Annotated in this window: 20 protein-coding genes, 2 tRNA genes and 1 riboswitch; of the genes, 13 read left to right on the top strand and 9 right to left on the bottom strand. The window is 61.8% G+C overall.

The window, feature by feature from the left end; genetic code table 11:
- Window positions 1–51 precede the first annotated feature (51 nt).
- From V2L18_RS22980 to V2L18_RS22970, 3 genes are all read right to left on the bottom strand, one after another.
- Complete coding sequence (locus tag V2L18_RS22980; RefSeq protein ID WP_336180685.1) at window positions 52–825, bottom strand: DUF2497 domain-containing protein; 774 nt, start codon at window positions 823–825, stop codon at window positions 52–54.
- A gap of 298 nt (window positions 826–1,123) precedes the next feature.
- Window positions 1,124–2,440 carry a TolC family outer membrane protein gene (locus V2L18_RS22975; RefSeq protein ID WP_336180687.1) on the bottom strand — a complete coding sequence of 439 codons (1,317 nt, stop codon included), beginning with the start codon at window positions 2,438–2,440 and terminating at the stop codon, window positions 1,124–1,126.
- Between the two features lie 498 nt (window positions 2,441–2,938).
- Window positions 2,939–3,610, bottom strand: coding sequence for a protein-L-isoaspartate O-methyltransferase (locus V2L18_RS22970; RefSeq protein ID WP_336180684.1), 672 nt, complete (start codon window positions 3,608–3,610; stop codon window positions 2,939–2,941).
- Between the two features lie 314 nt (window positions 3,611–3,924).
- Between V2L18_RS22970 and V2L18_RS22965 the strand changes: the two genes are divergently transcribed.
- From V2L18_RS22965 to V2L18_RS22950, 4 genes are all read left to right on the top strand, one after another.
- Window positions 3,925–3,998, top strand: a tRNA-Cys gene (locus V2L18_RS22965).
- 523 nt (window positions 3,999–4,521) lie between these two features.
- Window positions 4,522–5,535, top strand: a complete 1,014-nt coding sequence (gene cobD / locus V2L18_RS22960; RefSeq protein ID WP_336180683.1) for a threonine-phosphate decarboxylase CobD — start codon at window positions 4,522–4,524, stop codon at window positions 5,533–5,535.
- Between the two features lie 13 nt (window positions 5,536–5,548).
- The gene (gene cbiB, locus V2L18_RS22955) at window positions 5,549–6,520 is read left to right on the top strand and encodes an adenosylcobinamide-phosphate synthase CbiB (protein ID WP_336180686.1); all 972 of its coding nucleotides are present in this window, start codon (window positions 5,549–5,551) and stop codon (window positions 6,518–6,520) included.
- A gap of 10 nt (window positions 6,521–6,530) precedes the next feature.
- On the top strand, window positions 6,531–7,163 hold the full coding sequence (locus V2L18_RS22950; protein ID WP_336180682.1) for a DUF938 domain-containing protein: 633 nt from the start codon (window positions 6,531–6,533) through the stop codon (window positions 7,161–7,163).
- Window positions 7,164–7,176: 13 nt separating this feature from the next.
- On the opposite strand, the gene V2L18_RS22945 is transcribed toward V2L18_RS22950, so the two are convergent.
- Window positions 7,177–8,646: a cobyric acid synthase gene (locus V2L18_RS22945; protein WP_336180681.1), complete on the bottom strand. Its 1,470-nt coding sequence runs from the start codon at window positions 8,644–8,646 to the stop codon at window positions 7,177–7,179.
- Window positions 8,643–8,915, bottom strand: coding sequence for a YrhK family protein (locus V2L18_RS22940; RefSeq protein WP_336180680.1), 273 nt, complete (start codon window positions 8,913–8,915; stop codon window positions 8,643–8,645). The genes V2L18_RS22945 and V2L18_RS22940 overlap by 4 nt, the downstream gene beginning before the upstream one ends.
- A gap of 410 nt (window positions 8,916–9,325) precedes the next feature.
- On the opposite strand from V2L18_RS22940, the gene V2L18_RS22935 reads away from it, so the two are divergent.
- A complete protein-coding gene (locus V2L18_RS22935) occupies window positions 9,326–9,649 on the top strand; it encodes a hypothetical protein (protein ID WP_336180679.1) in 324 nt (107 codons plus the stop codon).
- A 79-nt stretch (window positions 9,650–9,728) separates the two neighbouring features.
- Here V2L18_RS22935 and cobO read toward each other — a convergent pair whose 3' ends face one another.
- From cobO to cobU, 4 genes are read right to left on the bottom strand one after another with little or no spacing between them, the layout of a single operon-like run.
- The gene (cobO, locus tag V2L18_RS22930; RefSeq protein WP_336180678.1) at window positions 9,729–10,355 is read right to left on the bottom strand and encodes a cob(I)yrinic acid a,c-diamide adenosyltransferase; all 627 of its coding nucleotides are present in this window, start codon (window positions 10,353–10,355) and stop codon (window positions 9,729–9,731) included.
- 9 nt (window positions 10,356–10,364) lie between these two features.
- Window positions 10,365–14,117, bottom strand: coding sequence for a cobaltochelatase subunit CobN (gene cobN, locus V2L18_RS22925; RefSeq protein WP_336180677.1), 3,753 nt, complete (start codon window positions 14,115–14,117; stop codon window positions 10,365–10,367).
- Window positions 14,118–14,160: 43 nt separating this feature from the next.
- Complete coding sequence (gene cobW / locus V2L18_RS22920) at window positions 14,161–15,237, bottom strand: cobalamin biosynthesis protein CobW (RefSeq protein ID WP_336180676.1); 1,077 nt, start codon at window positions 15,235–15,237, stop codon at window positions 14,161–14,163.
- Window positions 15,234–15,770 carry a bifunctional adenosylcobinamide kinase/adenosylcobinamide-phosphate guanylyltransferase gene (cobU, locus tag V2L18_RS22915; RefSeq protein WP_336180675.1) on the bottom strand — a complete coding sequence of 179 codons (537 nt, stop codon included), beginning with the start codon at window positions 15,768–15,770 and terminating at the stop codon, window positions 15,234–15,236. Before cobU ends, cobW begins: the two co-directional genes overlap by 4 nt.
- A gap of 348 nt (window positions 15,771–16,118) precedes the next feature.
- Window positions 16,119–16,367: riboswitch (cobalamin riboswitch) on the bottom strand.
- A gap of 222 nt (window positions 16,368–16,589) precedes the next feature.
- On the opposite strand from cobU, the gene V2L18_RS22910 reads away from it, so the two are divergent.
- The 8 genes from V2L18_RS22910 (at window position 16,590) to V2L18_RS22875 (ending at window position 20,943) form a co-directional block, all read left to right on the top strand.
- A tRNA-Asn gene (locus V2L18_RS22910) sits at window positions 16,590–16,664 on the top strand.
- 166 nt (window positions 16,665–16,830) lie between these two features.
- Window positions 16,831–17,868, top strand: a complete 1,038-nt coding sequence (locus tag V2L18_RS22905; protein WP_336180674.1) for an integrase arm-type DNA-binding domain-containing protein — start codon at window positions 16,831–16,833, stop codon at window positions 17,866–17,868.
- 24 nt (window positions 17,869–17,892) lie between these two features.
- On the top strand, window positions 17,893–18,015 hold the full coding sequence (locus tag V2L18_RS22900; RefSeq protein WP_336180673.1) for a hypothetical protein: 123 nt from the start codon (window positions 17,893–17,895) through the stop codon (window positions 18,013–18,015).
- A gap of 126 nt (window positions 18,016–18,141) precedes the next feature.
- Window positions 18,142–18,333, top strand: a complete 192-nt coding sequence (locus V2L18_RS22895) for a hypothetical protein (RefSeq protein ID WP_336180672.1) — start codon at window positions 18,142–18,144, stop codon at window positions 18,331–18,333.
- A gap of 49 nt (window positions 18,334–18,382) precedes the next feature.
- Window positions 18,383–19,114 carry a LuxR family transcriptional regulator gene (locus V2L18_RS22890; protein WP_336180671.1) on the top strand — a complete coding sequence of 244 codons (732 nt, stop codon included), beginning with the start codon at window positions 18,383–18,385 and terminating at the stop codon, window positions 19,112–19,114.
- A 105-nt stretch (window positions 19,115–19,219) separates the two neighbouring features.
- Window positions 19,220–19,873: an acyl-homoserine-lactone synthase gene (locus tag V2L18_RS22885; protein ID WP_336180670.1), complete on the top strand. Its 654-nt coding sequence runs from the start codon at window positions 19,220–19,222 to the stop codon at window positions 19,871–19,873.
- A 102-nt stretch (window positions 19,874–19,975) separates the two neighbouring features.
- A complete protein-coding gene (locus V2L18_RS22880) occupies window positions 19,976–20,212 on the top strand; it encodes a hypothetical protein (protein ID WP_336180669.1) in 237 nt (78 codons plus the stop codon).
- 128 nt (window positions 20,213–20,340) lie between these two features.
- Window positions 20,341–20,943, top strand: coding sequence for a hypothetical protein (locus V2L18_RS22875; RefSeq protein WP_336180668.1), 603 nt, complete (start codon window positions 20,341–20,343; stop codon window positions 20,941–20,943).
- The last annotated feature ends 528 nt before the right edge of the window (window positions 20,944–21,471 follow it).

The raw sequence follows: 21,471 nt of genomic DNA, 5'->3' as shown, positions 1-21,471 counted from the left end.
TGAAAACGCCGCCCGGGCGGGCGGCGTTTCGAAAGCTTATGAAACCGATCCTCAGCGCCCGCGCGTCACCCTTTCGATCTCCTGCCGTACCATACGCTCAACCATGGTCGGGAGGTTATCGTCGAGCCACGCCTTGATCATCGGCCGCAACATCTCCCGGACGAGATCATCGAGCGTGCGCGAATTGGCAGCAAGCACCGTGTTCGAAAGGCTGGCAAAGGCGGAATGCACCGACGTATCGGTGTTTTCCGACATCAACCGCTCTTCGGGAGAAAGCGCGCCGATATCATCGCGCACGGGCTTGTAGTCGAAGGCAGGCTTTTGCGCGGGCTTCGGCTCCGGCACTTCGGCTTCGGCAAAGGCCTCGTCGGCTTCCGTTTCGTCCGAGACGAACGCGACATCGCCGGAATCGGTGTCTTCAGGAAGCCCCTCAACCATATCCGGAACGTCGTCCGGATCGTCCATCGCAAGGTCTTCGGTCAGTTCCAGAACATCATCGCCGGCAAGATCCTCCTCGAAGGCATCCTCGTCGCTCTCGCCAGCCATGGCAGCAGCCATGTCGAAGTCGTCATCGTTCTCCGCTTCGATATCGTTCTCGTCGGGCCCCTCGTCCACCACGGGCTCTTCGACATCGAAACCGCCACCGTCGCTGTCGAACAGCTTGTCGAGGTCGTCCTGCGACAAATCGGCCGACATGTCCGGTCCTTCCGTCTCCGCGCCTGCTCCGGCGTTGTCCTGCGGCGCATCATCGTCGGAGATAATCCGGCGAATCGATGCCAGGATCTCCTCCATCGAGGGTTCCTGCGCCTGCCCGGCTTTCGCCATCTCACCCCTCACAAACTGGTTCTAGCAGGATCGCACAACAGGACGCGGTCGTCCGGTTTTACGCAATCACACCGCGTTAACTGACCAAACAGAACCGCAACGCCTAAGCTCTCGTCACGATTCGCAACGCATTGACTATAACGCTTCTTTAACCAGTTCGGAAATTCCGGTCATTGCTATTGGGATTTTCCCCCTGTTATCGGGAAGAACTCACGGCGCAGCAGCCCCGGTGACGTGTGCGAACACCGGCTCGATCGCCAAGAACAGCGATCGGGGACATTCCGACTTCGAACAAGGATCAGCGTCCGTCCGGCGTGCGCAGGCCGAACCACTTGTCGCGAACAGCCTCGTAATGCTCTTTCGGCCTGTACGCGGCGACCCGCAGACCGAGATCCTCCGCCGTCAATCGGCCGACCGCCGAGACAAGCGAGAACGCGGCAACCACGCTGTCCCGTTGCGCGGTAACGAGGGTCGACTTGGCATCGATCAGCTCGTTCTGCGCATTCAACACATCGAGTGTGGTTTGCTGGCCGACCCGCTGTTCCTCGATGACCCCGTTCAACGCGAGCTGAGCCGCATCGACCTGCGCCCTGGCGGCCGTCACGGACGCTTCCGCCGCCTGATAGCTCCCCCAGGCCGCCACGATGGAAGCGCGCACGCTGTCGCGCGCAGCATCGAGAAGAATCCGGGCGTTTCCGAGCTCTTCCTTGGCCTGACGCACCTGCGAAGAGACCAATCCGCCCTGATAAAGCGGCACGGAAACGCGCCCGACGACAGAGGCGCTGTCGGTATAATCGAGATTGGTGGTCGTCGACGGGTTCCACGACCGCTGGAGATTGCCCTCGAGCGTTACTGTCGGCAGCAGATTGCCTTCCAGAACCTTCACATTGAACTGTGCGGCATCAATGTTGAATTGCGCGGCGAGGATGTCCGGGTGATGCCCTGCGCCCGCGGAAATGGCCGTCTTCAGGTTCGGCGGCAGCATGGAACGGATATTTGTCCGCGGAACGATCCGGCCCGGCTCGACGCCTACGACCTGACGGAACACGGCCCTGTCGGCATTGAGATTGGCCAGCGCCAGGTTCAACTGGGACTGCGCCGCTGCAAGCCGCGCATCCGCTTGCGCGATGTCGGTCCGCGTTCCCTCTCCGACCTCGAACCGGTCCTTCGCAGCACGAACCTGCTCACCGAGGAACTTGATGTTCGAACGGTTGAGCGAGACGATCGCGGTATCGCGGATCACGTTCATATACGCTTGGGCGGCGGAAAGCAGGACGCTCTGTTCGGTCGACTGCAACGAAGCCCGCTGCGCCTTGACGAGCGCCTCGGCCTGACGGGTGCTGTTGACGGTCCTGAAGCCGCGGAACACCGACTGCTGGATCTGCAAGCCGACCGTGGAGGTGTTGTAATAGAGCTCGCCGCCCGGCTTTGAGCTGAAAGTGGTATGGGAGGCCGACAGATTGGCGAAGATCTGGGGGCGCCAACCGGAGAGTGCCTGGGAGACCCCCTCATCGGTCGCGCGCAACTGTGCCCGCGCCGCATTAAGCGACGGGTTGTTCGAATAGGCCATCGCGAGAGCATCCGATATGGACTGCGCTTGCGCATTCGCCGCCATGACCAGCATTGTGGATGCCGTTGCCAGAGCAACGACCGAAGAACGAATAGTCAATACGCCACGCCTCATTGTCGCATGCCCCTAATCGTCCCGCCGTCGCCTCCCCCGAGGAGCGGCATTGGGCGCGACCTGGTCACCATTCGGAAAGCCTAACGCCGAGCGGTTACGCTCGCGTAATCTCTCCGGCATGGGGCACAGCATTTTTTCCCTATTGGGAAAACAGATTAGGTCGTGACCGAGCACAGTTGAACCCTTGCCTCGAACCGTCGTAGCGAAAAACGGAAGATGCGGCCAATGAGCAACAGGGCCGCGGCGCGGCCTTCTAAGCCGCCTGCCGCGTCAAGCCATTGAAAGCGAAGAAACAGCCGGTTGAAAAGTCGGCGCTGTGACCATCCCGCGCACGCCCACTCGATCGCGCGCAAAAAAGAACCGCGAGGCGCAATGAGAACAGAGGCCGGCAGCGGGCTGCTCAAGTCGACGAGAGATACATCCGCATCGTCAGAAGACGAACTCGGCATCCTTCTCGAAACCCGGCAGGGCCGGCAGGCAGGCGTTGAAAGCCGGCCTCATACTGATCTTTCCATCAGAACACAAAGCGAGGATGGCTTCCGCCGAACCGCCGCGCCCCTTGACGCACACGAGGCGCCCACCGTCCTTGAGCTGGCTTGTCAGCGCCTGGGGGATCTGGTCGACCGCGCCTTCGATCAGGATGACATCGAAGGGACCTTCCGATGCGAGCCCCTTGGTCGGATCGCCGGAAACGATCGCGGCATTGTCGATTCCCTGCTCGACCAGAGCCTCGCTTGCAGCGTGAGCGAGAGCTTCATCGCCCTCCACGCCGACGACCGAATTGGCGATCCGTGCGAGCACCGCAGTCGCATAGGCCGAGGCGCAGCCGACGACCAGCACGATATCGCTATTGTCGATGTCGGCGAGCTGAACCAGTTTTCCGAAGGTCTGGGCAGAGGCCAGATAACGGGCCGGCCCATCGGAGCCGGCGGGCTTAATCTCAAGATCACGGTCGCTGTACGCGAAGGGGCGCTTCGCCTTCGGCACGAAGAGTTCCCTGGGAACCGTGCCCATGGCATCAAGGATGCGATAGTCGGTGATATCGCGGGTGCGAAGCTGGTTGTCCACCATCCGGCGGCGCATGTCCTCGAATTCGCCCATGACGGCCTGTCCTGTCCGCTACGTTTTGCTGGCCGCTTCCTTAGCTCTCCTGACGGCCCGTGACAAGCGCCCCCCGGTCAGTACGCCGCATCCGGCCCGTTCGAGGGCACTCTATCGGGGGCGTGAACCGTTACGTTTCCAAGCGAGACACAAGCTTTCAAACGGCTAAGTCCGGGCCGATACCCGTAGGGGCACGCATTCTACCCCCAATTAAGTTCAGCTTCCCCATTGTCGGCAGACCGCGCCTCTGCTAATCAACCCGGCATCGCTCGCCCCTCTCGAATTCGTGAAGAGGCTTTTCAGGCGGGTTTTGAGGCCACGTGGCGGAGTGGTGACGCAACGGATTGCAAATCCGTGTACCCCGGTTCGATTCCGGGCGTGGCCTCCAAGATCTTCTTTCCCACTATCTTCCGATCGCTCCTCAGAGACGACTTCCGACAGGGTCGGAACGGACCCTTCTTTTTTGCGTCGCAGCGCCCCCCTGCCTTCCACGGCACCAAGTGCCGCCCGGCACGTCAGGCATAGCCGCCGACCTGCGCGGCAAGCCGACGACAGCAATGCGGACAATCCTTACGCAAACGAATCATTACCACATTCGGAAACCAGAAGTTCTTAGGCGACAGCCACCCCTGCCTCGTTCCCATTTTGCAATTCTCGCAAGTGTTCACTACACTCTCCATCTTACTGTGAACGTTTGCAAATCCGGGCTTTGCGATACGTTCTGGCCGTATCGGACCCGAATCGATCCGGTTCCGTTAATCTGTTTTCAAGGTAATCGCTGCGGCTTCGCGGGTCTGTTCGGTCGATCCCGCTCCGAAGATTTCGTTATGGTCGCGCGTTAACGCAGCCCCCCTCTCCAGCATCGCTCAAAATGACAGCCGAAATGGCCGCCAGGAAGACGGATAAACCTCATGAACCACGGCGGTAACATCACGCTCGCAAAGGCTCGTTACGGAGGCGAAACGGAAGATTGGCTGGACCTTTCGACCGGGATAAATCCGCACGCCTGGGGGGGCGGCCACTACGACGATTTGATTGTGGAAAACGACTGGATGCGGCTTCCAGATACCGCATCGGGCGAAGCGCTGATCGCAGCCGCACGTACGGCTTATGAGGCTCCGCAAGCGTTAACGATTGCCGCTGCTCCCGGCACCCAGGCCGCGTTGTCCGTGCTGGCGCGTCTTGCCCCGGAAGGGGATGCGGCGATCGTTTCACCGACATATTCCGGTCATCTCGATGCGTGGAATGCCGCCGGCCGCTCGTTGCGGACAGTCGCATGCCTTGAAGATGCGGCATGCGCCTCGACGGTGATCCTCGTCAACCCGAACAATCCGGACGGTCGGCTCGTTGCGCCCGAGACGCTTCTGCAGTTCGCCCGCGATCTCGGCGCGCGCGGCGGCCTTTTGATCGTCGATGAGGCTTTCGCCGACGCAACCCCCGAGGCAAGCCTGCTTCCCCTGCTCGACACGGAGCCGGTGGCGGTCCTACGGTCCTTCGGCAAGTTCTTCGGCCTCGCCGGTCTGCGGCTCGGTTTCGTCGTAGCCCAAACGCCCTTTGGAAAGGCAATCGAGGCGAACCTGGGGTCCTGGGCCGTCTCCGGCCCGACCCTTGCCATAGGCACTGCGGCGCTGCGCGATCTGGACTGGCAGAAGGCGATGCGCGAGCGGCTGGCATGCGAGCGGGACGCGCTCGACGCCATGCTCCGTGCGCACGGGCTCGAAGTCTTGGGCGGCACATCGCTGTTCCGGCTCGTCCGCCACGACGACGCCGCAGCGCTACATGCCGCGCTTGCCCGGCGACATATCTGGACGCGCCGCTTCCAGGAGCATCCCACCTGGCTCAGGATCGGATTGCCGGGCGCACCGTCCGCGCGAGACCGTCTCGCGGAATCCCTCGCTGCTTCCTTGGCCGAAATTGCGAGCTGAGGGCTTGGCGAGCATGCTGGTCTCCTCGGATACTTTCGCCGTTCTTGCGCTCGCACTGGCCATTGATGCGATCCTTGGCGATCCTCGCTGGCTGTGGCACGCCGTTCCCCATCCTGTCGTCCTGATCGGGAGGCTGATCGCGTTTTTCGATCGCCATGGCAACAGGGCGGAATTCGGGCATCGCAGGCGGCGGGCTTTCGGCGTCCTTTGTGTTCTTGCGCTGCTACTCGTGTGCATCGGGAGCGCTCTGGCGATCCAGAAAGCGCTTGGCCTCATTTCCGGCGGCAACATCGCGCTTGCGGTTCTTGCGTCTGTGCTGCTCGCCCAGAACAGCCTCGTGCGTCATGTCGGAGCCGTTGCGAGCGGGCTTGATGAAAGCCTGGAAAAGGGCCGTGCGGCCGTAGCCATGATCGTGGGCCGGGATGTCAACGTGCTGGATGAGGCGGCTGTTGCCCGCGCTGCCATCGAATCGAACGCGGAAAATTTCTCCGACGGCCTCGTCGCGCCGGCCTTCTGGTTCGCCGTGGCGGGCCTTCCGGGCCTTCTGGCCTACAAGGCCCTCAACACGGCGGACTCGATGATCGGGCATAAATCCGAACGTTATCGTGCGTTTGGTGAAGCCGCCGCTCGGCTCGACGATATGGCCAATTTTCTGCCTGCCCGCATCGCCGGCCTGCTTTTGGCGCTCGCGGCCCCTGCCGGCGGTGGTTCGTGCCGAAACGCCTTCTCGGTGATGATGCGGGATGCGCGGCGCCTCGCCTCCCCCAATGCCGGATATCCGGAAGCGGCCATGGCCGGCGCCTTGAACCGTGCGCTGGCCGGTCCACGACGCTATGCCGGCGGCATTGTCGAAGGCGAGTGGCTGAACGAAAATGCAAGCGCCGAGGCAAATTCAACCGATATCCGCCGTGCGCTGCGGATCACATGGGCGGCCTGGACCATTCTCCTTGTGGTGACGCTCGCCGCAGCATTCGTTCTGCATTGAGGAGAAAGACATGCCGCAAAACACCGACTATGTGCCGGGTTCGAACAATATCCCCCCGTATTCGCAGGCCGCGGAAAACAACAAGGGCCCTATCGGCGAGGTCCTGCAGGGAACCTTCGCGCATGCGCGGTCGGTTCTGGAGATCGCCAGCGGGACGGGGCAACACGCGGTCCACATGGCCGGGCTCCTGCCGCACCTGACCTGGCAGCCCAGCGACCTGGAGGAGAACCTGCCCGGCTTGATGGCCAGACACGCGCTGGAGGCGACGCCCAACCTGCTCCCGCCGATCGAACTCGATATCGCGCGCCGCCCCTGGCCTGTCCGCGACATCGATGCGATCTTCGCCGCCAACTGCCTGCACATCGTCTCTTGGCCGCTTGTGGAGGCTTTTTTCGAGGGGGCTGGCGCGGCGTTGGCCGAAAAGGGCGGCCTACTCGCCGTCTACGGACCGTTCAAATACGGTGGCGCATTCACCACGACAAGCAATGCCGAGTTCGACGCCTTCCTGCGCGCCCGCGATCCAGCGGCCGGGATCCGGGACTTTGAAGCCGTGGACAGGCTGGCCAAAGCGCAGGGGTTGAAATGCGTCCAGGATCACGCGATGCCGGCCAACAACCAGCTTCTCGTCTGGCAAAGAGGCTGACGCCCTCCCCGCGTCACCGCGCCCGCGCGATCGCAAGCAGCGCCTCCATGTCCAGCGCACTTTCAAGATGATCCGCGAGGGCCTCGAGAGCCGCCTCCACCCGCGTCTCATACGCGACCCCCGACACCCCGCCCAGGCTTTTCAGGAAGCCGGCGCGAAAAGCGTCTGAGCCGAACAGGCCGTGCATGTATGAGCCCATCACGAGACCATCGGCTGAGACGGCGCCATCCATCCGGCCGTCGATCTCCATCATAGGGCGCGCGCAGTCCGCCCCCCGGGTCCGCCCAAGATGGATCTCATAGCCTGAAACCGGGGTGCCGGTCGCAATGTGTCTCCCATGCGTGATGCTGAGCGTCTTGTCATCGCGAAGCACTGTCTCGACTTCAAGGAGGCCAAGACCGGCGACTGTGTCAGGCTTGCCTTCGAGGCCGTCGGGATCGGCAATCGTGCGGCCCAGCATCTGATAGCCGCCGCAAAGCCCGAGAACGGTTCCGCCGCGGCGGCGATGCGCCGCCAGATCGATGTCCCAGCCCTGCGCCCGGAAAAAGGCCAGGTCCGCGATCGTCGATTTGGATCCCGGCAACAAAACGAGATCGGCATCTCCCGGCAGAGCTTCGCCTGCCTGCACAAGTCTCAGATCCACACCCGGCTCCATCCGCAAGGGGTCGAGATCATCGAAATTGGCGATCCGGCCGACAACAGGCACGATGACCTTGACCGGCTGTCCGCTCGGGCCGCTTCCTCTTCCCTCCGCAAGGCCGAGGACGTCTTCCGCCGGCAAATGCGCCGCCTGCGCAAACCACGGAACCGTACCGAGCGACCGCCAGCCCGTACGCCGTTCGATCTCCACCACGCCTTCAGAAAACAGTGAAATATCTCCGCGAAAGCAATTGATTATGAATGCTTTTATTCGATCTCTCTCACATTCCTCCAGAACGCAATGCGTCCCCACCAGGGACGCGATGACGCCCCCCCGATCAATATCGCCGACCAGCACCACAGGCAGGTCTGCAGCAGATGCGAACCCCATGTTCGCAATGTCGCCGGCGCGCAGATTGATTTCCGCCGGGCTTCCCGCGCCCTCCACCAGAACGATGTCGGCAAGGCCCTCGATCCGCCGGAAGCTGTCCAGCACTTTGGGCAGAAGGTCCGCTTTCCGGCGGCCATAATCGCGCGCCTTGAGCGTCGCGACGCGCGTGCCCTGCACGATCACCTGCGCACCAGTTTCGGATTCCGGCTTCAGGAGCACCGGGTTCATGTGGACCGTCGGCGCCACCCGCGCTGCCCGCGCCTGCAGGGCCTGGGCGCGGCCGATCTCGCCGCCATCGTCGGTCACGGCGGCGTTGTTCGACATGTTCTGCGGCTTGAAGGGCATCACCCGCATGCCGCGCCGCACAAGCGCGCGCGCCAGTCCGGCCACGATGAGGCTCTTGCCGACATTCGATCCCGTGCCCTGGATCATGAGAGCGGGTACGCGGGTCATCTCTCGTTGTCGCTGTCGCCGGACAAGGCCACGAGATTGATCTCCATCGCCAGACGCACGGCGGGCCGAACGGCAAAGAGGACCGATCCGATCACAAACAGCCAGGTGCCCGCGTATTTAAGGGAATCATAGAAAAAAAAGATGCTGCCGACGATGAAGGCAACGGCAGCCGCGAACTCCACGGCAGTGCGCGCAATTTCGTAGCGCGTCGTGGTTTTCGCATGAACGGGAGTCCGTGTTCTGTTCTCGTGGTCAAAAAGCGCCGCCACATTTCCTCCTGAAGCTCAAAAAGCCGCCTTGCCGCGACTATACTCGCCATAACAAAGATCGACATCCTCGCGGTTGCTTTTCGGTCCTGCGCAGTGATGGATATGGCTCCGAAATAATCGCAGGTCGGCCGCTCCCATCCACTGCTTTTCTCACCGTTTTTCGGTATCGATGCACTGGTGCCTTGATCATCGGACATTGACTGGCTAGAGCGCGGACACGGTGCGTGGCCGCGCTTTCTTCGGATTCGCTGCCGGATCGACGCATTGCGTCTTAGACGGCCGCAGCCCCCTCCCAAGGCTCACGCAAGCAACGAAAACGATTGTTCGCGCACCTATCACCGTCAGTCCACGGCTCGGCAAAGGTACTCGCCTGGTGCCGGACGACGACAGGAATACAACGGAGAGATACCTTGTTCATCATCTGGTCCGGTTGGGGCCTCTGCACCCTCGCCATCGGCTTCGTGGGAGCCTTTATCGCCGTCCTTCTGAGCCACTCGCTCGGCTTTCCTGCTGCGCTTGCCATCGGGTTCGGCATCGCAGCACTCGGAAACCACTTCCTTGCCCGCTGGCGAAACGATCCCTCCCGCCAGCGTGAACTCGTCGATCCGCAAAGCGGCGAAACCGTCATCCTGCGCGACCGCTCCACGCTGTTTTTCATTCCCATCGCCGCATGGACCTACATCGTCCTGGTGCTGCTGGTGATCCTTGAAGGGATCATGCTGCTGGGGAACTGAGCCCGTCTGCATCGGCCGTCATGGTTGCCTTCTCGAAGGTCCTGACGGCCGATGTTCTTTGCGCATCGCCTTGCACCACTCAGAACTCAATTCCCACCTGCGGTTTTACGCCGGAGCGGAACGGGTGCTTGATCTGGGTCATCTCGGTCACGAGATCCGCGATCTCGATCAATTCGTCCTTGGCGTTGCGTCCGGTGATGATGACATGGACATCATCGGGCTTCTCGTCGCGCAGGAAGGCGACGACCTCATCGATCGGCACGTAGTCGTATCGCAGCACGATGTTGAGCTCATCGAGCAGCACGATGCGATACTCGCGCGACGAGATCAGTTCCTTCGCCGTATCCCACGCCTGTCGCGCGGCGGCGATGTCGCGCTGGCGGTCCTGGGTTTCCCAGGTGAAGCCCTCGCCCATCCGCCGGATCGTCACCTGATCCGAAAACCGATCCAGAGCCATGCGCTCGCCGGTCTCGATGCGCCCCTTCACAAATTGCACGACGGCCACCTTCATGCCGTGGCCAAGGGCACGGAAGATCATTCCGAATCCGGCTGTGGACTTTCCCTTGCCCTTGCCGGTGTGGACGATCAGGAGCCCTTTCTCGATCGTCTTGGTCGCCATGATCTTGTCGCGGGCGGCCTTCTTCTTTTTCATCTTCTCGGCGTGACGGGCATCCAGCTCCGCCTCGCTCATGTCCTGCTTGGCCATGGCCTCTCCTCAGGCGTTTTCCTCCGCCGGCCGCGCAAGCCGGCTCAATTGATCATAGGCGCTGTTGCGACGCGGCCGCCACAGCCCCCGCGCAATCGCATCCTTAAGGCGCTCCGCGATCTCCGACAGGGCTGCCGGGTTCTTTTCCAAAATGAAGTCCCTTACCGTTCGGTCTTCGACGTAGGCCGCATAGAGCTGGTCGAAATGATGGTCCTTGACCGCATGCGTGGTTGCCGCGAAGGCGTAGAGATAGTCGACGGTCGCCGCGATCTCGAAAGCGCCCTTGTAGCCATGCCGCATGACGCCGGCGATCCACTTCGGATTTGCGGCGCGACCACGGACCACGCGCGCGATCTCTTCCTCCAGAGTGCGCACGACCGGCCGCTCCGGCCGGGAGTGATCATTGTGGAAGACGCGCGGAGCTTCGCCCTTCAGCGTTTCCACCGTTGCCGCGAGCCCGCCCTCGAACTGGTAGTAATCATCGGAATCGAGGAGATCGTGCTCGCGGTTGTCCTGGTTGTGGACCACCGCGTCCGTCGTCCCGAGGCGGGTTTCCAGCTCCGTGCGAGCCCCATCGCCCTCCGCGCCGCTGCCATAGGCATAACCGCCCCATGTCAGGAAGGCGTCGGAGAAATCCTCGCGTCCGCTCCAGATGCCCTCATCGATCAGCGCCTGGAGGCCGGCACCGTAAGCTCCGGGCTTCGAGCCGAACACGCGGAAGGAGGCCCGCCGCCTGGCAGCGGCGCTGTCGATCCCGGACATCTCAAGCCGCGCCGCTTCCGCGCGAACGCGCGCCGCGATCGGATTGGCGTCTTCAGGCTCGCGCAACTCCGATACCGCGCGCACGGCGCTGTCGAAGAGATCGATCTGATGCGGAAAGGCGTCCCGGAAGAACCCGGAAATCCTCAAGGTCACGTCGATCCGCGGGCGCCCCAGCTCGCTAAGGGGAATGACCTCGAACCCGGTGACCCGACCCGAGCCCGGCTCCCAGACCGGAGAGACGCCGATCAGCGCCAGCGCCTGGGCGATATCGTCGCCGCCGGTGCGCATGTTCGAGGTTCCCCAGGCGGTCAGAGCGATGGCCGAGGGCCACTCGCCCTCCTCCTCGAAATAGCGCTCCGCCAGCCGTTCGGCCGAGAGCCGGCCGAGCCGCCAAGCAAGTTCGCTTGGCACGGCGCGCACATCGACCGAAAAGAAATTGCGCCCGGTCGGCAACACATCCGGCCGCCCCCGCGTCGGGGCGCCGGAGGGTCCCGGCGGTACGAACCGCCCGTCCAGCCCCTTGAGAATAGCATTTATTTCTTTATTGCCAGATATTTGAATGCGTTTCTTAAGATCGTTCAGAACCGACTTGACAACGGATGTCGTAAAAATCCCATAAGATTCTGATTTTTCTGGATTATCGATCAGAAATTTCGCCGCGAGCTCGATCCGTTCCACCGTATCGCCAGCGGTCCGCCAGGCGCTGTCGCACAGATCTGCGAGAAGCTGAGGGCGCGGCCCCGTCCAGGGCTCGGCCATATCGCAATCCAGAGGGTCGAACGGGAGATCCATGAAGCCGAGATCCCGCGCGATCGCCCGGTGCAGACTGCCGTCACCTTCCTGCGTGCCGCGCGGCACACGGGCAAGCGCGACCAGCAGGTCGCGCAACTGGACGCCATCCGGCGCGGCACCCAGTACATGCAGACCGTCGCGGATCTGCAGTTCCTTGAGGTCGCACAGATGCGCATCGATGCGGGTCAGCCGATCGGCGCGATCCATATCCTTTGTGATGCCGACATCGATATCCAGGCCGTAACGGGCCGCGAGATCGAAGATATCGGTCTCGAGCGCCTCCATCCGGCGCGGATCGACGCCGGAGGCGAGGTAGTATTCGTCCAGCAACCCCTCCAGTTCCACCGCCACGCCGTGGCTTTCGGCCCGGGTCATCGGCGGGGTGAGGTGATCGACGATAACCGAGGAGAGCCGTCGCTTGGCTTGAGAGCCCTCGCCGGGATCGTTGACAATGAAGGGATAGAGGTTCGGAATGGGCCCGAGGACAGCTTCGGGATAGCAGCCTTCCGAAAGCGCCAGCGCCTTGCCCGGCAGCCATTCCAGATTGCCGTGCTTGCCGACATGGATCACCGCATCGGCGCCAAACTCCGCGCGAAGCCAGAAATAGGTCGCGAAGTAGAAATGCGGCGGCACGAGATCCGGCGCGTGATAGGTCTCCTTCGGATCGATGTTGTATCCGCGCGCGGGCTGGATCGCGACGGCCGCAGCCCCGAAGCGGTGAACCGCCAGGCGGAAGTCTCCCGCAACAACGAAGGGATCATCCTCCGGCGCGCCCCAGCGATCGACGACGGCCTTTCGCATGGCTTCAGGAAGACCGGCGAACATTTCCCGGTAGCGCTTGAGGCTGAGCGTCACGCCGCCCTGTCGGCTCCGTTTCAACGCATTGGTCGGACCGCCGGCGATGAGGCTCATAAGCGCGTCGGAGTGCGCAGGCACGCCCTCCAGCGCATACCCGGCCTCTTCCATCGCCTTCAGGATTGCCACCGTGGAGGCGGGCGTATCGAGCCCGACACCGTTCGCCAGCCGCCCATCCTTGTTCGGGTAATTGGCGAGAAGCAGCGCGACCTTTCGTTGCGACGGCGTTTTCCGCCCGAGTTTCGACCAGTTCGCAGCCAGTTCGGCGACGAAACGGACGCGCGCCGTTTCGGGAGCGAAACGGACGGGAGAACTCTGCGTTCGGGCATCCGGTTCGCCGGCCTCCTTGAAGGAGACCGCACGTGTGAACAGCCGGCCATCGAGTTCCGGAAGCACCACGTGCATGGCGAGATCCCGGATGGAAAGACCTCGGTCGCTTTCCTGCCAACCCGCCTTGCTGGACGAGGAAAAAACCACCTGAAGCACGGGGCGATCGGGCTGGTCCAGAACAGTCGGCCGGAAGGCGCCTGCTGCCGAGGAAAGCGCGAATGCGGTCGCGTTCAGGACGACATCGGGCGGACTTTCGGAAAAAAGACCGGCGAGAATCGCCGCCGATGAGGCGTCCTTGAGACTGGCGACAAAGACCGGCAAGGCGTTGATGCCCGCCTTGTCGAGTTCCTCGACGAGACTGGCCACGGGAGCGGTCGCAGCGCCCTGCACAAGGGCGCGATAGAAGACGATTGCGGCCACCGGCCTGCCCGCATCGCTCCAGCGCGCGCGTACGGCATCGAGCGTCGGTCTGTCGAGGTCGGGCCACCAGAGGCCGGCGCGCGGCAGCGGACGCGGCAATGGCGGCTCGCTTGCCCTGCCAATCAGGCTTCCGGCAAATCGCAGGGCATGACGGAGGTTTTCCGCGCCCCCTTCCACGCAGTAGCGCCACAGGCGCTCGGCGACCTCCGGCTCGACGGTCGAATGCGCGGCGAGCGCCTCGTCCCACTTGTCATCGCCCGGTACCACGACGAGTTTGAAGCCCTCCGCACGCGCAGCCTCCGTCAGCCGCTCCAGTCCGTAGGGCCAGTAGCCCCGTCCTCCCAGCAGCCGCACGAAAACCAGCTTCGCGCGGGAAACCGTCTTCTCCACATAGAGATCGATGGAATAGGGATGGCCGAGCGCCATGAGGCTTGCAAGCCGCACCGTGGCCGCGCAGTCCTCCAGCCCCTGCGCGGCCGCCGCGAAGCCGGCGAGCTCCGTGTCGGCCGCCGACAGGATGACGATATCACCCGGCGTCTGGCCGAGATCAACCGCGCTCTCGCCATCGTCGATGCGTCGCGCCTGAGTGACCGGGATATGCATCGTTTGAGAGGCCCGCCTTTCGAAAAATTGCGGAAACGACCGCCTACCCGACGGGTTCCTCGGCGAGCATTGCTTCGATCTTCGCTTTCGGAAGTCCCTTGAGCCCGATCACGACCAGACCGGGGCGTCTGTCGGCGGAGGGGGCGAACCAGGCCTCCACACGCGGCCCAACGGCCTGGACGACGGCAGGCGCCGGCTTGCCCGCAACCCACATATGTCCCTTCACCCGCAGCACACCGGGCAAGGCGACGATGGCCGCAACCCGCTGCTTGGCATCGCCCAGCGATGTCGCCGGTGCCGCGCGCACCACGAAGCTGTCGAAATCGTCGTGGTGATGATCGTCGTGGTGGTCGTGATCGTCGTCATCATGATCGTCATCGTCGTCATGATGGTGATCGTGATGGGCCCGACGGCTCTCCATGTCGTCCTCGGCGCCGCTTTCGAGCCCGAGCAGGATCGCGGCGGGAAGCTTGCCCATATCCGACTTGAGCATCGCCACATCGGCGCGCGCATCCTCAGCCACACGGCTCTGCACTCTTGCCAGCTCCGTGTCGGAACACAGATCCGCCTTGGAAAGCACGATCAGATCGGCGCACCGCAACTGATCTTCGAAAAGCTCCTCTATCGGGCTTTCGTGATCAAGAGCTTCGTCCGCTGCGCGCTGGGCGGCGACAGCGTTCTCGTCCATCGCCACGTGTCCGTCGGCCACGGCCCGCGCATCGACGACGGTCACCACGCCGTCCACCGTCACCCGTTCGCGCACGTCCGGCCATTGAAAGGCCCGCACCAGCGGCTGCGGCAAGGCGAGCCCCGACGTCTCGATCACGATATGCTCGGGCGCCGGATCGCGCTTCATGAGCGCCTGCATCGCCGGAAGGAAGTCGTCGGCCACCGTGCAGCAGATGCATCCGTTGGTGAGTTCGATCACTTCCTCCGCCCGGCAACCCGGCACATCGCATTCCGACAACATGCCGCCATCGAATCCCATGTCGCCGAACTCGTTGACGATGAGCGCAATGCGCTTGCCGCCGGCAGTTTCCAGCAGGTGACGCACCAGCGTCGTCTTGCCGGCCCCGAGAAAGCCGGTGATGATCGTTGCGGGGATCTTTGCGGGCCTCATGCCACGCCTCCTTGGTTCCGGTTGTCCTTCAGCGTCAGCGGCAATCCGGCCGCGACAAAGATCACGTGGGGAGCGGATCGGGCCACCGTCTGGTTGAGCCGCCCCTGCCAGTCGCGGAATTCGCGGCCGAGCGGGGTTTCGGGCACAAGCCCGAGACCGACTTCGTTCGACACGAATACAACCGGCCCCGCGAGGCTCTCGATCGACCTTGCCAGAGCGACGGTCTCGGCCTCGACATCCCGTTCCTCAAGCATCACGTTCGTGAGCCACAGCGTCAGGCAGTCGACGAGAAGCACCCGACCTTTCCGCGCCTCGCCGGCGAGTATGCCGGCAAGGTCGAGCGGCTCCTCGATCGTCTGCCAATCCGTGCCGCGCCTTTCTCTATGCAGGGCAATGCGTTCCGTCATTTCCCCGTCGCCGGCGCGCCCTGTTGCGACATAAATCTTTTCGAGCCCCGAAGCCTCGACAAGCGCCTCCGCGTGCAGGCTCTTGCCCGATCTCGCTCCGCCCAGAACCAGCGTCGTTTCTATCATTTTCGCTACCTTTGCCGCGAGAACCGGATTTGGCAGCCGATCCGTCATTGATCGGAGCCAACATCAAAAGGAAAGACCGGAAAGGATCGGAGGAAGTGCGGGCGATAAAACCGGCGTCTGCGCCAAGGGCCTGACCAAGCAAACAATTGCCGCACATAACGGACAGCCGGCCGTGTGGAGCTTTTCCGTCCAACGGGCCAAAACGGCGCAGTCAGCCCCCGGACGGACCGGTAGCGCTTGCCGCCAGCGCGCGAAGCTGTGCCCTTGTCGAGCGCGGATGGAACGCGCCGGTAAAACCGGATTGAATCATTAGGCCTCTCCCTCACCGTCCACCCGACGGCATTTGGCGGAACTTCCTCGTGTGTCGGCTGGTCTCCTGGCTTGCGGGTCACGGCATCTTCCGCGCCTTCCCGGATATGGACTTGCCGAATCTATTTTCGGCCGGACCGCTCCAGTGGCTAAGTGCGGGGATGCTCACCGCTCACAGTTGCGGGGGCAGCTGCGGTTTCGAAGCCCTGTTTGGGTCCAGTCTCACCGCATTCCCATTTGATCCCCTTGGGCTTTGCCCGGCGGGGAACCGACCGCAATGTTGTAGCCTCTTGCATGTCCGCCCTCAAGGCGCCTGAAGGCTTCTTATGGAAAGCTTCCATCGCAAAGCCGGAAAACCCGCAAACGCCTTGAGTTTCCGGGCTCTCACGGTCGGCCCTGCATCCAGAAGATTTACATTCATCCACATTTTTTGCCCGTCGGGACTTGGCAAGCGCATTTGGCGTTGATATAGCCACACCCGTCGCCGCGCCACTGACGCGGCCGACCTGCTCCCCGGTAGCTCAGTGGTAGAGCAAGCGACTGTTAATCGCTTGGTCGCTGGTTCGAATCCGGCCCGGGGAGCCATCACCTCTTTTCCCCCTATTACGTGCCGTGGAAATCGTGAGTAAAATCGCGATGTTAGCGCTGTGGCCTTGTCACTCAATGTCCCCGCGAGGCACTGTGTACCACCGCAAGGCGTTGGTATTTTTGTTGGTAGCACCAACGCCCCTGTTGGTATCAGGGGGATAGCATGGCGCTATCAGATCGGGCCTGCAAAGCAGCGGCTGCGGGCGAGAAAATCAAAAAGCTGTCTGACGGCGGCGGGCTCCAGCTCTGGATTATGCCCAACGGTTCCAAGCTATGGCGCCTAGCCTATCGCATGGACGGGAAACAGAAGCTGTTCGCAATCGGCCCCTACCCTGCTGTCTCGCTCGCTCAAGCCAGATCCGCCAGGGACGACGCGAAGCAGTCCATCCGTGATGGTATCGATCCCATTAGCGCCCGGCGACAGGCAGCGATACCAACACCGACCGCACCAACATTCGGAGCGGTCGCCGCGGAGCTCATCGAAAAACACCGGCGCGAAGGACGCAAAGCGAGCACGCTCGAACGCAAGGAGTGGCTGCTACGCGTTGCCAATGGCGCCTTGAAAGACCGTGAGCTCGCCTCGATCACCGCGGGCGAGATTCTGGAGGTCTGCCGAAAGGAAGAAGCGAAAGGGCACTTTGAGACAGCGTCCCGCCTGCGTTCGCTGATCGGTGAAGTCTTTCGGTATGCAATCGCCTCGCAGATCGTTGAAACAGATCCGACGCAAGCTCTGCGCGGGGCGCTAACCGCCCCGAAGGAAAAGCACTTCGCGGCGGCGACGACCTGGAAGGACTTCGCCGGTGTGATTCGTGCGGTTGACGGCTACGAGGGTCAGCCGGGGACACGCGTAGCCTTGCTTCTCATGGCCTATCTGTTCCCTCGCCCGGGAGAGATTCGCGCTGCTCGATGGAGTGAGTTCGATCTCGACCGCGCCACATGGACCATTCCGGCCGAGCGCATGAAAATGGGGCGAGAGCACAAGCGACACCTCGCCCGCCCTGCCCTTGACCTTCTGGAGGAGCTTCTGGAGATCTCCTCGGGGGCCGGGCTCGTTTTCCCAGGCCTACGATCGCCAACTCGCCCGATGTCGGAAAACACGCTGAACGCAGCTTTGCGCCGTCTCGGCTTCACCAAGGCTGAGATGACCTCGCATGGTTTCCGGTCGACCGCCTCTTCATTGATCAATGAGGACGGACAATAGTCGCCTGACGCGATCGAGCGCGAGATGGCCCACCAGGAGGCGAACAAGGTCCGCCGCGCCTATCACCGGGCCGAATATTGGGACGAACGGGTCCAGATGATGGAATGGTGGGCGGAGCGCGTTGACGCATTGCGGCATGAAGCCTGATGGGCCGGCACCACATTCATGCCCTCCCCGTCAAATCCGACAGGGCGTTGCAGACCTGTCGGTCCCGACGAGTGGGCGGGCAACGTATTTTGGTTAACGCTCCCTTCTCCCAATGAGGAGGAAGAGATGACCAAAGGAACCAATTCCCACACCAGCGATGTCGCCGGCCTTGATTATGTTCGGGGAACGCTCCTCTTTTGCGCAGAGGAGTTGTCGAAGCTGGAGCGCCCCTATGCGGACTTGCTTCTGCCCGTTCTTGATGCCCTGACGAAGGACATCGAGAAGCAGAAAAACGTGCCGCTTGCGGAAATTACCTAACGTCATGATAAATAGAGCATTGACACATCAAATTATGTGTGGGGGCTCTATGAAAATCGATACCGCATTTGCGCAAATCATTGAAGATTTTGAGAAAGTAAACAGCCGGCGCGACGGCAAGCTCATGCTACGGCGGATAGCTGACCTCTATGGACTGCAACATGCCGTCTATTTTGCCGCCCGCCTGCCGGAACTCACCAGGCGCGATCCGTACATCGCGACAACCTATTCAGCCGATTGGATCGAACACTACCGTGACCAGGACTTTGTCAGAATTGACCCGGTCTTGCCCGCGGGGCTTCAGCGTATGCTCCCAACGGATTGGGGCGGATTCGATCGCAAACGCAAAGACTTGAAGAAGTTTTTTGGAGAAGCGGTGGACTTCGGCGTCGGGCAGAAGGGTATGACCTTCCCGATCCGGGGCGCAGGAGGCGAGGCAGCCATGTTTTCAATCACCTCCGATGCGACCGATCACGAATGGGCGGGCATCAAATCCCACTACATGCGCGACTTTCAGACGATTGCGCATTTTGTGCACGAGATGGTCATACGGACAGAAAAGGTCCGCCTGGAGGGCGTGCGGCTCTCGCCACGAGAATCGGAGTGCCTGAAATGGGCTGCCGAGGGGAAGACCTATATTGATATAGCAACTATCTTGAGCATATCGGAGCGCACCGTCCGTTTTTACCTGGATACGGCCCGGCACAAACTAAACGCGATCAACATCACCCACGCGGTCGCGCGCGCCGTCGCTTCGAACATAATAAACCTTCCAGGATAGAGGGCATTGCTTACATCCTCCACCCCGTCATATCCGCCGGATTACGTACTCGTGAAAAATGCGGAACAGTCGCCTCACCAAAACACACCTGCAACGGAGGCGACAATGATCAGGCTTATTCAGGGTATCGACCGTGCGTCCCATTCCTTCGAGATCGACCGCATGCACACCATTCGGCGGCAGGTCTTCCATGACCGCCTGGGGTGGGATGTGAAGCTTGATGACGGATGGGAGATCGACGAGTTCGACGACTGCAACCCGCTGTACCTCCTTTCGATCGACCCGGAGACGGATGATGTCCGCGGCTCTGTCCGCCTCCTCCCGACGACCGGTCCCAACATGCTCCGCGACGTGTTCTCAAACCTCCTGGAGCCGGGTATGGAAGTCGCAAGCGGCCTGATCTGGGAAAGCTCCCGGTTCTCGGTCGATCCCGAATACGCCTGCGCTGCGGAGCGCAATTCCTGCCAGATCAATCAGCTCACCGCGGAGCTGCTGCTGGGCATGGCCGAAGTCGGCAAGCTGATCGGCCTTTCCCACATCGTGAGCGTCTACGATGCCATGATGGCCCGCATCTTCCGTCGGGCCGGCTGCCAGGCAGAGACGATCGGACGCCCGCAGCGGTTCGGCAAGGTCATGGCCTACGCTGGCCTGTTCGCCACGGACGACGAGATGATCAACGCCCTCCGCGCGGCGGGCGGAATCTCCGGCTCCGTCCTTGAGAAGCCGGCACCTACGGATCCTCTTGCCGCGCTGCTCTGAAAGAGCGGAAATCCCTTGTGCGTGTGTCAGACCGGTGGGGACTTATCCCCGCCGGTCGGCGCGCATGTTAGCCTCTAGATCTGGCTGCAAATGGAGGATGCAATGCCGAGATCGATCGTTCCGACACACTCTCTCGAAGCAATTGAAGAGGCCTTTACGCGGTGGCGTGCAGAGGACCCCATCGCTGAGCTGGTCGCGCTGACCGAGCCCGAACCGATCTACCTTACCGGTATGCTCGAAGCTTATGGATATCTTGAGGCTCCCGAAGGTCAAGAAACTCCGATAGCGGAGCCGTGGGCCAACTTGCTCGGCTTGCTGCGCCGGGTTTGTGGAAATTGAACCGCCGCCGGTGCGGGAGGAAAGAGATCACTTGAAATCGATTTGCTTTTCAGTGGAGATAACTATGGGGCATATTTCTGACGGTTGGGGGCAAAATGAATTTCCCACATGCACGAATTATATCGGTCTTGTCGCTTGTGACACTGGGGGGCTGCGCTTATCGCGCTGAACCGATCTCCTCCCCCGCCTTCAACGTCCCGATTTCCTATTCAGAAAAGATCCCGGGGAAATGGCTTCTCGCCGTAGACGCCGACCGCTTCAACACGAAAATCCGCGTAAGCGGAATCGCCTGCGCCGCTCACAATTTCCCGGTCGATATGGCAAGCGCATATCGCAGCTCGGTCCAGCAGACACTCGGCAACGTGTTCGAGAAGATCGAGCCAGTAGAAAGTCCGGTTCCCGCTGACCAACTCAAAAGCAGAGGCGCCCGCGGCATGATCCTTGTCCGGGGCGAGGATCTGAGAAGCCGTCTAGATGTGCTGCCCGGCTTCTTCTCCGCGACCATGCGGGCCGAACTCGAAATTGCATCCTCGGTGGTTGTGGATGATCGCGCAGGCCGCGTGTTTGGAACCACCGTTGAAGGAGATGGCCGCTCGGAAAGCCCTGCGGGTCTCGCATGCGAAGGCGGAGCCAAAGCGATCTCGGCAGCCGCAGACGATGCGATGCGCGATAACGTCCGCGAGGTCGCGGAAAGCCTCGGTAATTCGCCCCGCGTGAGGGGCAAAAAATAAGGCTTCCCGAACATTATAGGCCATACGAACCCTAGCCGGTCTCGGCTGTGTCCGCCCTAGTGACAATGATAAGGCTTGCTGCCTGCATGGCAGCACTGACCCGGCGGGCTACTTTTACGACACCCCCCACCATGGGCCAAAGAGAACGAGGTTGAAGAAAGAACTATCGCCAGTGAAGCAGCGATAGAGAGAATTGCCTTCATGGAAGCCTCCCTTGTCAATTCACATTTCATTATTGCAATATGTTTCGTATAGCATAAATAAATTTTTATCTAGATATTTTTGAATTAATTCCTTGTATGTGAAATATGGTTTTAAATCACGGAGCTGAAGATCAATAAATACGAGATCAAAGCTCAATATGGCGGCGTTACGCCCTCTTATCCTGCCCCCTACTTCACCGCCCCCTTGAACCCCGCCCAAACGGCGGCGATCAACGCCGTCATCGCGGCCGTCAGGAACACGGTGATCACCCTGCCCTTCATGGCTTCCGCACCTTTTCGGGTCTGCCGCAAGAACAGCATGTCG

Origin of the sequence: Breoghania sp. JC706 (genome assembly GCF_037026715.1) — a bacterium.
GTDB lineage: Bacteria > Pseudomonadota > Alphaproteobacteria > Rhizobiales > Stappiaceae > Breoghania.
This window is presented reverse-complemented; position numbering and strand designations above follow the sequence as displayed.

Bases quoted from the DNA above. Each gene is read 5' to 3' on its own strand.
- V2L18_RS22980 (WP_336180685.1), bottom strand. From the start codon at position 825: ATGGCGAAAGCCGGGCAGGCGCAGGAACCCTCGATGGAGGAGATCCTG.
- V2L18_RS22975 (WP_336180687.1), bottom strand. From the start codon at position 2,440: ATGGCGGCGAATGCGCAAGCGCAGTCCATATCGGATGCTCTCGCGATG.
- V2L18_RS22970 (WP_336180684.1), bottom strand. From the start codon at position 3,610: ATGGGCGAATTCGAGGACATGCGCCGCCGGATGGTGGACAACCAGCTT.
- cobD (WP_336180683.1), top strand. From the start codon at position 4,522: ATGAACCACGGCGGTAACATCACGCTCGCAAAGGCTCGTTACGGAGGC.
- cbiB (WP_336180686.1), top strand. From the start codon at position 5,549: ATGCTGGTCTCCTCGGATACTTTCGCCGTTCTTGCGCTCGCACTGGCC.
- V2L18_RS22950 (WP_336180682.1), top strand. From the start codon at position 6,531: ATGCCGCAAAACACCGACTATGTGCCGGGTTCGAACAATATCCCCCCG.
- V2L18_RS22945 (WP_336180681.1), bottom strand. From the start codon at position 8,646: ATGACCCGCGTACCCGCTCTCATGATCCAGGGCACGGGATCGAATGTC.
- cobO (WP_336180678.1), bottom strand. From the start codon at position 10,355: ATGGCCAAGCAGGACATGAGCGAGGCGGAGCTGGATGCCCGTCACGCC.
- cobN (WP_336180677.1), bottom strand. From the start codon at position 14,117: ATGCATATCCCGGTCACTCAGGCGCGACGCATCGACGATGGCGAGAGC.
- cobW (WP_336180676.1), bottom strand. From the start codon at position 15,237: ATGAGGCCCGCAAAGATCCCCGCAACGATCATCACCGGCTTTCTCGGG.
- cobU (WP_336180675.1), bottom strand. From the start codon at position 15,770: ATGATAGAAACGACGCTGGTTCTGGGCGGAGCGAGATCGGGCAAGAGC.
- V2L18_RS22905 (WP_336180674.1), top strand. From the start codon at position 16,831: ATGGCGCTATCAGATCGGGCCTGCAAAGCAGCGGCTGCGGGCGAGAAA.
- V2L18_RS22900 (WP_336180673.1), top strand. From the start codon at position 17,893: ATGGCCCACCAGGAGGCGAACAAGGTCCGCCGCGCCTATCACCGGGCC.
- V2L18_RS22895 (WP_336180672.1), top strand. From the start codon at position 18,142: ATGACCAAAGGAACCAATTCCCACACCAGCGATGTCGCCGGCCTTGAT.
- V2L18_RS22890 (WP_336180671.1), top strand. From the start codon at position 18,383: ATGAAAATCGATACCGCATTTGCGCAAATCATTGAAGATTTTGAGAAA.
- V2L18_RS22885 (WP_336180670.1), top strand. From the start codon at position 19,220: ATGATCAGGCTTATTCAGGGTATCGACCGTGCGTCCCATTCCTTCGAG.
- V2L18_RS22880 (WP_336180669.1), top strand. From the start codon at position 19,976: ATGCCGAGATCGATCGTTCCGACACACTCTCTCGAAGCAATTGAAGAG.